At 59.7% G+C, this 9,781-nt stretch carries 9 protein-coding genes; 6 read left to right on the top strand and 3 right to left on the bottom strand.

From position 1 onward, the window contains the following. Positions 1-174 precede the first annotated feature (174 nt). The 4 genes from K1Y02_22520 (at position 175) to K1Y02_22535 (ending at position 4,270) form a co-directional block, all read left to right on the top strand. Complete coding sequence (locus tag K1Y02_22520) at positions 175-1,701, top strand: hypothetical protein (GenBank protein MBX7259154.1); 1,527 nt, start codon at positions 175-177, stop codon at positions 1,699-1,701. A 282-nt stretch (positions 1,702-1,983) separates the two neighbouring features. Continuing rightward, positions 1,984-2,523 (top strand): class I SAM-dependent methyltransferase, encoded by a 540-nt coding sequence (locus tag K1Y02_22525; GenBank protein MBX7259155.1) that lies wholly within the window; start codon positions 1,984-1,986, stop codon positions 2,521-2,523. 17 nt (positions 2,524-2,540) lie between these two features. Next, the gene (locus K1Y02_22530) at positions 2,541-3,746 is read left to right on the top strand and encodes a beta-lactamase family protein (GenBank protein MBX7259156.1); all 1,206 of its coding nucleotides are present in this window, start codon (positions 2,541-2,543) and stop codon (positions 3,744-3,746) included. Then, entirely contained in the window at positions 3,743-4,270 is a 528-nt protein-coding gene (locus K1Y02_22535) for an NUDIX hydrolase (protein MBX7259157.1), read from the top strand. Before K1Y02_22530 ends, K1Y02_22535 begins: the two co-directional genes overlap by 4 nt. Before the next feature lie 94 nt (positions 4,271-4,364). Here the strand turns inward: K1Y02_22535 and K1Y02_22540 are convergent, their stop codons facing one another. Next, positions 4,365-5,537 carry a TRAM domain-containing protein gene (locus tag K1Y02_22540; GenBank protein MBX7259158.1) on the bottom strand — a complete coding sequence of 391 codons (1,173 nt, stop codon included), beginning with the start codon at positions 5,535-5,537 and terminating at the stop codon, positions 4,365-4,367. Between the two features lie 181 nt (positions 5,538-5,718). Between K1Y02_22540 and K1Y02_22545 the strand changes: the two genes are divergently transcribed. Beyond that, positions 5,719-7,305 carry a hypothetical protein gene (locus K1Y02_22545; GenBank protein MBX7259159.1) on the top strand — a complete coding sequence of 529 codons (1,587 nt, stop codon included), beginning with the start codon at positions 5,719-5,721 and terminating at the stop codon, positions 7,303-7,305. Between the two features lie 72 nt (positions 7,306-7,377). Further along, positions 7,378-8,010: a hemolysin III family protein gene (locus K1Y02_22550; GenBank protein MBX7259160.1), complete on the top strand. Its 633-nt coding sequence runs from the start codon at positions 7,378-7,380 to the stop codon at positions 8,008-8,010. Positions 8,011-8,140: 130 nt separating this feature from the next. Here the strand turns inward: K1Y02_22550 and K1Y02_22555 are convergent, their stop codons facing one another. Beyond that, positions 8,141-9,304: an outer membrane protein transport protein gene (locus tag K1Y02_22555; GenBank protein MBX7259161.1), complete on the bottom strand. Its 1,164-nt coding sequence runs from the start codon at positions 9,302-9,304 to the stop codon at positions 8,141-8,143. A 204-nt stretch (positions 9,305-9,508) separates the two neighbouring features. After that, on the bottom strand, positions 9,509-9,781 hold a 273-nt coding region (locus K1Y02_22560), incomplete at its 5' end, for a hypothetical protein (protein ID MBX7259162.1).

A 9,781-nucleotide genomic window follows, 5' to 3' on the forward strand; every position in this document is an offset into this window, starting at 1 on the left:
TCTCACAGGAACAACTTCAACCCCTAGTCCAGGAACTCAACAATCGACCTAGGAAAAAACTCAAATACCGAACCCCTTACGAAGTCTTCTCTTCAAACTCTGTTGCACTTACAATTTGAATCCAGCCGACCCGAAAGCTGCCCCGGCGTATCGCCCTGTAGTATCCTCTCGCGTATGGCATTAGAAGCAACCTCTTCCACTCCATCAAAACCGGGATCCGGCCTTGCGCGCACGGCCGCATGGGCCGTTCCCGGCGTGGTGTTATTGGTCGCGTGCGGACTCCGCCTCGCGCAGTATCTCCACAATAAGGCGATTTGGCTCGACGAGGCGTATCTGGCGCTGAACATCCTGAACCGCTCCTATTCGGGGCTGCTGGAACGGCTCGATTATGGACAGGGCGCGCCGTTCGCATTCCTGATGCTCGAGCGCGCCGTTGTGGACTACCTGGGGTCCAGCGAGTTCGCATTGCGCGCCGTTCCTTTGCTTGCGGGCCTGCTGTCGGTAGTCCTTCTCTGCGTATTGCTTCGCCGGTGGACTGCCTGGGGAGGCGCGATGTTTGCCCTGGCGCTGTTCGCGGTGTCGGGGCCGTGCATTCGCTATTCGGGGGAGGTCAAGCAATACGCAACGGACGTCCTGGTCACGCTGGTGCTCTTGCTTGTGCTGTCGCCGATGGCGCAGGGGCGCGGCGGAATCGGGCGTGGTATCGTAGCCGCATTAACGGGAGCGGCCGCCGTCTGGTGCGCCTACCCGGCGATCTTCGTACTGGCTGGCGCGGCCACGACGCTGACGATTGACTCCATTCACCGCCGCCGCTACCGCGCGTTCGCGGGTTGGAGCACGGTTGGCGCCGTGTGGGCCGCGAGTTTTGCCGCGTATTACCTTTTCTCGCTGCACACCATCGGCGCAAACATCGTGGTGCGCTCCTGGTGGACGGACACGTTCATGCCATTTCCTCCGCGTTCGTTTGTTGACGTGAATTGGTTCGTGCGCGCCTTCTTCGATTACTTCAACGATCCGCTAGGCATGACCGCGGCAGGGGTCGGCGCAATCCTTTTTGTGTTGGGTGTCGGGCCGTTCTTTCGCCGCGCGCCCGTTTTGGGCGCGTTGCTGCTTACGCCATTGGCGTTTGCCCTTCTGGCAAGTGGACTGCAACGGTATCCGTTCACGACGCGGTTCCTGTTGTTCACCGTGCCGCTGACCTTGCCGTTCATCGCCGAGGGATTCGAACGCATTCGCGCGCAGACGCGTTCGCCGCTGATACCGGCCTGCATCGTGGCAGTCGCGTTGATGCAGCCTTCGATTACGGCGGCGCGTTCGGTGTTGCGGCCCGAGGCGTCGGAAGGCATACGGCCCACCTACGAGTACCTCAAGAATCGTATTGAGACGGGCGATACGGTGTACGTGTACCACTGGGCAATCTTCCCGTTGCAGTACTACGAGAAGAAGGCAGGCAACCTGCAAGGGACGAAGGTGTTGGGCGAATCGCGGCGCGCGGACTGGTCCTACTACGTGCAAGACATCGCGTCGCTGCGCGGAAAGTCGCGTGTTTGGTTTGTCTTCGAAACGTCGCATGCGCACCTGTCGGGACAGGAACGGCAGTTCTTCACCACGTACCTCGACACCGTAGGGAAGCGTCTCGATGCCTTTGAGTCGACTCAATCCAGCGCGTATTTGTACGACTTGGGCCAGCCGGCTCCATAGTCCGCAATTTGCACCGGCGCGATTGAGCGCCGACGCAAATTGCTCACGTGCAAAACGTTGAGGTTATGCCATGAGGATTTCTCGCGAACACACTCTGTTCTCGGAGAACCGCTTTGTTCACCGCAAGTCTCGCAGATACGCGGGTTACGGGAGATGTTCAAGTGTGTTCGTGAGAAATCCGTGATAGAAACGGATAAAGGGAGAGCGGCATTGGCGTCTACAGAGAAAGTCACGCGGGGCCACGGGTTGCTGGAAGGTTTCTTGGCCCGGCAACGGCGCGCCATGGCCGAGCGGCTCATACCCGAAGAATCGCGGTCCGGGCGCATCTTGGATATCGGTTGCGGCACGTTTCCGTTGTTCCTCGCTTCAACGCGCTTCGCCGAAAAACATGGCCTGGATCGCGTAGCGGGACCCGAAACGATTGCGCGTTTGAAGGAAGAAGGAATCTCGTTGACCCATCACGATGTCGAGGCGAGTGCGACGCTTCCGTATGAGGACAAGCATTTCGACGTGGTTACGATGCTGGCCGTGTTCGAGCACATCGAACCGCGCGCGTTGACCCTGCTGACGGCGGAAATCCACCGCATCCTCAAACCCGGCGGCGTCTACATCCTCACGACACCCAACGCGGGAACCGAATCGATCTTGAGTGTGCTGTCGTTCCTTGGGCTTGTCAGCAGCGAAGAAGTTGGCGAACACAAGGACTCGTACTCGCGTGAATCCGTACGGGCAAGGTTGCGAGAGGGAGGATTCGCCGCCGACGCCATTCAAACCGGTCTGTTTGAGTTCGGCCTGAACATCTGGGCGAGAGCGCGGAAATGAAAGCGAGGAGACATACAGTGGAAACAGATCGGAGGCGCTGGTTTCCGGTGGCCGTCGCGGCGTGCGCGTGGGCTGCCTGCGTATCGGCTGCGCCCGAGCAACCCCCCGCCGCGGGCGAAGTGCCGCAATCGACGGATCTGAAGAGTGTGCTGGAGCCGTTGCGTGAGAAGCACAAACTTCCGGCCTTGGCCGCAGCCGTCGTGAGCGTCGAGCGCGTTATTGCGCTGGGGGTCGTGGGGGAACGCAAAGAGGGGTCCGGCGTTGCTGCCAAGCACAGTGACGCGTTTCACCTCGGTTCGGATACGAAGGCCATGACCGCCACGCTGATTGGGATGCTCGTGGACGACGGCAAACTGAGCTGGACTACGACGCTCTCGGAAGTGTTTCCGGAACTTGCGTCGAGCATGCAGCCCGAGTTTCAAACCGTGACGGTAGAGCAACTGCTCATGCATCGGGCAGGGCTTTCGGGCCGCTCGTGGCCGAAGGGTGTCTCGTTTGACGAGATGCACGCGCTACCGGGGTCGCTCAAGGAACAACGGCTGTGGGCCGCGACAAAGATGCTTCAAGAGAAGCCCGAGCATACTCCCGGCAAGGACTTCGAATATTCGAACGGCGGATACCTAATCGCGGGGGCCGTGGCCGAACGCGTCACAGGAGAGTCGTGGGAAACACTCATGCAGACGCGAATCTTTGCTCCGCTGAACATGAAAACGGCTGGTTTCGGCTCCATGGGCGCGCCCGGAACAATCGACCAGCCGTGGCAGCATCGCACCACTCATTTACTCGGTCAGTACACCTCTCGGAAAGCGATCGAGCCTGGACCGAGAAGCGACAATCCGCCGGCCATGGGTCCCGCGGGAACGGTGCATTGCAGCCTGGAAGACTGGGCCTCGTTTGTGCGGGCCCATTTGGATACAACGCAAGAACACTTCCACCTCGTGAAGCCTGAAACGTTGGCGAAGCTGCATATGCCTCCTCCAGGCGGCGACTACGCGCTGGGGTGGCTGGTGACGCCGCGCGACTGGGGCGGCGGAAATGTGTTGACCCACGCGGGCAGCAATACGCAGAATTTCGCGGTTGTCTGGGTGGCCCCGCTGAAGGACTTCGCCGTACTCGTGGCCACTAATCACTATGACGATAACGGAAACACGGCGCGCGCGTGTGACGAAGTCGCCGCGACGTTGATCGGGCAGTTTCTGCTCAACAAAGAAGGGAAGACGTGAACGAAACCTGGGTACATAAGAAGAGCGTATACGAAGGCAAGATTTTCGACGTGCATGTCGGTGAAGTGCGGCTCGAAGACGGACTCGTCGCGCACCGCGAAGTCTGCGTGCACGGCGGCGGCGTGGGCATCGTACCCGTGGTGGATAACCGCGTGATCCTCGTCCGGCAGTTTCGGATTGCCATCGACAAGCACATCCTGGAGATTCCGGCGGGGCGCATCGAGCCTGGCGAGGACCCGGAACGCCGCGCGCGCGTCGAACTCGAAGAAGAAACCGGACACACCGCCGGCCGCATGGTGCATGTTGCGTCCTGCTATTGCTCGCCGGGTTTCACGAATGAGCGCGACGAGATCTATCTGGCCTTCGATCTGACCAAGACGCAACAGCGCCTCGAACACGATGAACGCGTGGAGTTGGTTGAGCTCACGTTCGATGAAGTCGAACGCGGTTTGGCCAACCTCGAGTTCGACGACGGGAAAACAATCATCGGATTGCGCGAACTCCAAGCCTATCTGCGGCGGTAAGGAATCAAGCTGGGGTTCCCGTGTAGATAGTGATCGCCGACCGCGGCGTGGTGAACACCGCAGCTTGCGAGTAACACACTCTGTCCTGAGCCCTCTACTTGCGCTCGAATACGCACACCGATTCGATGTGCGCGGTGTTCGGGAACATATCGATTGCGGTCACGGAATCAACGCGCCAGCCTGCTTGAACGATCGCTTTTGCGTCGCGCGCGAGTGTCGCCGGGTCGCACGAGACGTACACGATACGGCCCGCATCGGCTTTGCCCAAGTCTTGCGCGATGGCCTTCGCGCCCGTGCGCGGCGGGTCCAGAAGGATGACGTCCCATGCGGACGCGCGCAGAGCGTGCCCAAAACCGCCTTCCGATGCCACGCGGTAGGCATCGGGGCGCACGGTGTTGGCCGCCGCCACAACCGAACGGTTGTGGTCCAATCCAAGAACCTGCGTCGCGCCGGGCAACATCGCCGAGAAGTTGCCGTTCCCGCAGTACAGATCGAGCACGCGATGCGCGCCTTTCAGCGCATCGCGAACGGCACGCGTCAATAACCGGTTGAGCAACAAGCTGGACTGGCTGAAAGTCCCGTTAACTACCGGTATGCCGTCGAACACGAACGAATGCCGTGGCGCGTCGTCGCGCTCGGTTTGCAGCGTTGGGAATGCCTTGTTAACGGCGGCGTTCGCGGACTTGGTCCATACGAGCACGTCATCGCCGTCCGGATTCACCGTGATTTCGACACTGCACCGCGGTTTCGCGGCGCGCAGGCGGTCCAATGCCGCGTTGAGCTTCGGATGACAGAGCGGGCACGCGGCAAGATCCACGACGTCGTGCGACCAGGAACCGTAGAAACCTACGCGCTCACCATCACCGTGAAACTCGGCGCGCGTGCGATAGCCGAGGCGCAACGTTTCGTCTTCTACCCACGCGACATCCACGGCGATACCGCCGATGCGTTGCAGGCAGTCGGAGACGATGCGCCGTTTCCAGTCCGCTTGCGCCGGGTATGCGAAGTGCAGCCAGGAACATCCGCCGCACTCGCCGAACGCGGGACACGGCGGTTCCGTGCGGAATTCGGACGCCTTCACCAACGCGCCCGCATCGGCCCACATGACGCCTTTTGTCTTGCGCACGTTGCGCACGCGCACGACGTCGCCCGGCAACACGCAGGGCACGAAGTAGACTTGTCCCTCTACGCGTCCCACGCCATGGCCACCGTGGGCCAAGCCCGTGATTTCGACAACGGGATGTTTCGCGGATTGTTCGGTTTGCATGGGCCTCCTTTTCTATGAGGGGATTATCGGCGAAAAGGCAGGGGATTGCGTAGTGTTTTCTTCTTTGCTCGCCCCCACAGTTCCTTGAAGGGCTCCACTGTGCATCCTATACTTCGGGCCTATGGATTCAACATCATCTGAAGATGACTCTAAAAGCGGGGGAAATGGTGCGCCGAGCGTCATGTCCTTGGGCGCGTTCTTAATTCTCATTGTAGTAGCCGTGTTCGCGTACGCAATTACGGACGTTTCCTATTGGAGAGTTGCCAATCGCGCCCATGAAGGAATGATGTTCATTGGTCAACTGGCGAACCACGAAAACACGAATGCAGCTTTTTCGTTCATACGCCAGGCCGCGAAAGGGCGCCTCCTCTTCGCCAATATCATGACCGATCAGGAGACCGCCCCAGTCTATATCAATCTACAATTCTGGGTGATGGGCAAGCTCCTGCCGTTTCTCGGCTGGCGTACGCACTTGTTGTTCCGCGTGTGGCGTTTTCTCGGAGTACTTGCCCTTGCGTTAGGCTGTGCCTTGCTCGACCGCGCCGTGTTGCCTAATGTGCGACATCGGTTGATCTCGCGGACAATGTGCCTGTTTGGCGGCGGATTGGGCGCCTACGCGATATCCCTTCATCCCTTCGGGCAGATGTACCTTAATCCGCTGTTGGCCGTGCCGCAGGGACTCTGGCTTGCCGTGATCGCATGCATGGTAATTGGCGAACAAAGGGGCCGCGCGGTGTGGTACGTCGCGGCTGCGTGCCTGGCTGCCGTACGCGGACTCTGCGGACCACACGACCTGTTTCCGATGTTCCTTATCGTCGCCGCGTTCACGGTAACGGAAGGAATCTATACAGGGCGTTTCGATTGGCGTCTCAATGCGCTGCGTCAACTGCCGCTCCTCGCGTGCATTCCGGTTGTTCTCTACTATCTACACCTGCACAGGGCCGCACCCACTTTCACCGAATGGATGGCCTCGTGGTATCCGCCGACGCCCGTGCCGCATTGGCTCATTCTGGGATACGGCGTGGCGGGTGTTCTTCTGATCCTGCGCGTCGCTCTGCTTCGCAAGTTCCCCGCATCGACTCCGGCGTCGCGTTTGCTGCTGATCGCCGCACTGGCGCCAATGGGTTTTGCGCTGCTATTCCCGCTACGTGCCGCGCCGCTGCCGGTTGGCGCGCCATCGGTTGTGCCGGCGATCGTCGTTGCAGTAAGCCTACTGGAATTTCCGAGCGAGGTTGGGTCAAAGACCATCCGGCCGCTGCAATGGGTCGTCGGAGCATGTTTGATTGCCAGCGTAATCCCAAGTGCGCTGCTATACACAAAAGTCGCCTCTATCAACACTTCGCCCTATTCGAACTTCATGTCCAAGGCCGAGTACCTCACTTTCGCCACGTTGAACCAAGACACGAAATCTGACGATGTGATCGCGGCCCCGCTACCGATGAGTAACCTATTCGGACAGTTCGTCGATGCGCGAACCGTCGTCGGGCATCCAGTGTTGACTCCCGATGCGAACGAGTTGCTTACGCCGCTGAATGCCTTCCTTCGCGGGGAGATGAGTGTTCACGATGCCTCCTCGTTCATTGCCGAGCATCGTATACGGGTGATCTATACGCAGGTCGGCGATGGCAGCGCGGGCCCCGAGTACTTTGAAACCATCCCCGGTGTGCATGCGTCTCATGATAGCGAGGGGATCACCGTCTATTCGGTCGAAACCGAAAACGATTCCGGGCAAGACCCATTAGAGACTGGCGCAACGCCTGTCCATTGACTAAAATGGACCCACGCAGCCAGCCGGCAAGGACGGCGGCACGGTATAATTGGCAAGGAAGCTAACGTGAAAATGTACGAAACCCGAGAAGAAATCGCCAACGTAATCACGCACGCCATTGGCGTGGTGTTGAGTGTCGTTGGGTTGGCCGCGTTGGTCATAACCTCGGCCATGAAGGGCGACCCCTGGCAGATTGTCAGTTTCACCATCTACGGATCCTGCATGCTGACGTTGTATCTCGCTTCAACGTTCTACCATACATTTCAGTCGCCCCGCGTGAAGCACGTGCTGCGCATCTTCGACCACTGCGCAATCTATCTCATGATCGCCGGCACCTACACGCCGTTTGCGCTGCTGAACATGCGCGGCCCCTGGGGATGGACCATCCTCTGCGTTATCTGGGGGCTCGCGCTCATCGGTATTGGCGTCAAGACGTTTCACATCAACCGCTGGCCTATGCTGACTCCGGCGATCTACGTCGCGATGGGATGGCTCGGCGTCGGCGCGGTGAAGCCCACGCTGGAACTGATACCCACCGGTGGACTGGTGCTGCTTCTGATCGGAGGCATCACGTACACGCTCGGAGTGACGTTCTACGCGATGGACAAGGTGCCGTATAACCACGCAATCTGGCACGTCTTCGTGCTGGGCGGCAGCGCATGCCACTTCTTCGCGGTGTACTTCTACGCGATGTCGATGCACTAGTGCAGTGAATCGCAATTAAAGCAACATATTGGCTGCCCCAAGGATGAGTCAATAGCGGCGGAAATCAGGGACTGACACAAGCGCAGCGAAGCGAAGACGTGTCTGTCCCTGATTTCCGCCAGATCCCCAATCACCACTTGTACGAATACTGAACGATGAGCCCATCCTCTTCGTAGTTCACCTTCGTTCCTCGACCCAGCTTGGAAAACAGATCGCCTTTCCCGCTTTCTTCGCGGGTTACCTCGAACGTGTGCTGATACGCAAAATGAATCTCTGAATGCTCGCCGAGCGATCGGCTGAACCCGATCGCGGCGGTATCTTCGCCCACCGCCGGCGTGAGCGCGTTCGCAAAGATGAACTCGTCGGATATGGCGGACTTCCCGTGCGAATACCCCGCGCGCAGCGTCCATGCATCGTTGACGCGGTAATTCACGCCTATCTTGTAGATGTTCTGATCGTCCCAGCCGAGGCCGCCTTGAATGGTAGGTTTGGCGAGCTGATTGATCTCCGACCAGCGGACGAACTTGTAGTCGGCCAGCAATTCGAGCTTGGGCGTCGCTTGAAACGCCACACCAACCTGAAACTTCTGAGGCGAGTCCATGTTCCACTTGATCACGTCATCGTATTTTCGATACTGCTGCATCGCTTGGCGAGACGTGTATGACGCGCCAAAGGCCCAGCGTTCCCATTGCTTGTACACACCCACCTGAAACCCGATACCGAGACCGTAGTCGTAGTGCCAGTCGCCCTCGGTTGGCCGAAGGCGGAGGGTCAACGAGTCGGTGCGGAAGGTGCTGACGATGCCCAGCACGGACGCGCCAACGGACCAGCCATTGTCGAATTGGTGCGCGTAGGCCAGCGGTATCTTTGCGACCTGCAATTCCGCGCGCCGGTCGCCGTTGCCCAGGTAGCCGAGCGTAGCGCGCGGACGGTCGTAGTCGGTGCTGTTGCCCTGCACGCCGAAGATGCCCGATGCGAACGTCCCGTTCTTCAGGGGCACGGCGAAACCAAACGAAGGAATCACGATCGGCGTGTCGTCTTCGAGATGGCCCGCGAAGGGGTTGGACGCGATGGCTGAACCTTTGGGCTCCGCGCCGCGTGTGTATAGGAGCACCTCCAGCGACAGGTCGAGGCGTTTGCCCAACTCCACGATCCCGGCGGGATTCAACATCACCCAAGTAGCGTCTTGAGGACTGGCAACCCCTGCCCCCGAGGTACTGTTCTGGATAGCGCCGATTCCGGGCAGTTCGTTGCCGTCGGCCGCGCGCGCAAGGGGGAGCAGCGCCAGGGCCATGAAGAACGCGCTGACAAAACGGTAAAGGCATGCACCCGGTCTATCCGTGATGGCTATTCCCTGACTCCTATAAGAACGTGCAGATCTCACCGTTTAGTGTATTGGATGCGCATCCAGATGTGTGTCACCAGTTGCACAGCGACTCGGCACTGCGCGCAAATTGCAGAGAAATCAGATCAACACTGGGAAACGTCTTTCCCGATATCAGCCGTTCTTCTTTTCGGGGGCGCTCACCGGCGAAGCGGTGGCCGTCGGAGCAGGGGCAGCCGCCGGAGCCGGAGCGGCCTCCGGTGCGGGCGCGGGCGCAGCCCCTTGAATCGACACCGTCGCCGAACTCGTCATGGGCGACTTCGCGCCATCGGGCGCAGTGAGTTGAACTTCGTCGCCGTTGACGTCGAATGCCGACACCGAAATCGCCGCGTCGCCCGCGGGCAAGTTCGCGGGTAATACAATGCTGCGCGACCAGATTCCGTCCAG

The sequence above is a fragment of the Candidatus Hydrogenedentota bacterium genome, assembly GCA_019695095.1.
Classification (GTDB): Bacteria; Hydrogenedentota; Hydrogenedentia; order Hydrogenedentales; family SLHB01; genus JAIBAQ01.

Excerpts from the sequence above, each read along its gene's own strand:
- K1Y02_22555 (MBX7259161.1), bottom strand. The coding sequence starts at position 9,304 with ATGGCCCTGGCGCTGCTCCCCCTTGCGCGCGCGGCCGACGGCAACGAA.
- K1Y02_22540 (MBX7259158.1), bottom strand. The coding sequence starts at position 5,537 with ATGCAAACCGAACAATCCGCGAAACATCCCGTTGTCGAAATCACGGGC.
- K1Y02_22550 (MBX7259160.1), top strand. The coding sequence starts at position 7,378 with ATGTACGAAACCCGAGAAGAAATCGCCAACGTAATCACGCACGCCATT.
- K1Y02_22525 (MBX7259155.1), top strand. The coding sequence starts at position 1,984 with ATGGCCGAGCGGCTCATACCCGAAGAATCGCGGTCCGGGCGCATCTTG.
- K1Y02_22545 (MBX7259159.1), top strand. The coding sequence starts at position 5,719 with ATGTCCTTGGGCGCGTTCTTAATTCTCATTGTAGTAGCCGTGTTCGCG.
- K1Y02_22520 (MBX7259154.1), top strand. The coding sequence starts at position 175 with ATGGCATTAGAAGCAACCTCTTCCACTCCATCAAAACCGGGATCCGGC.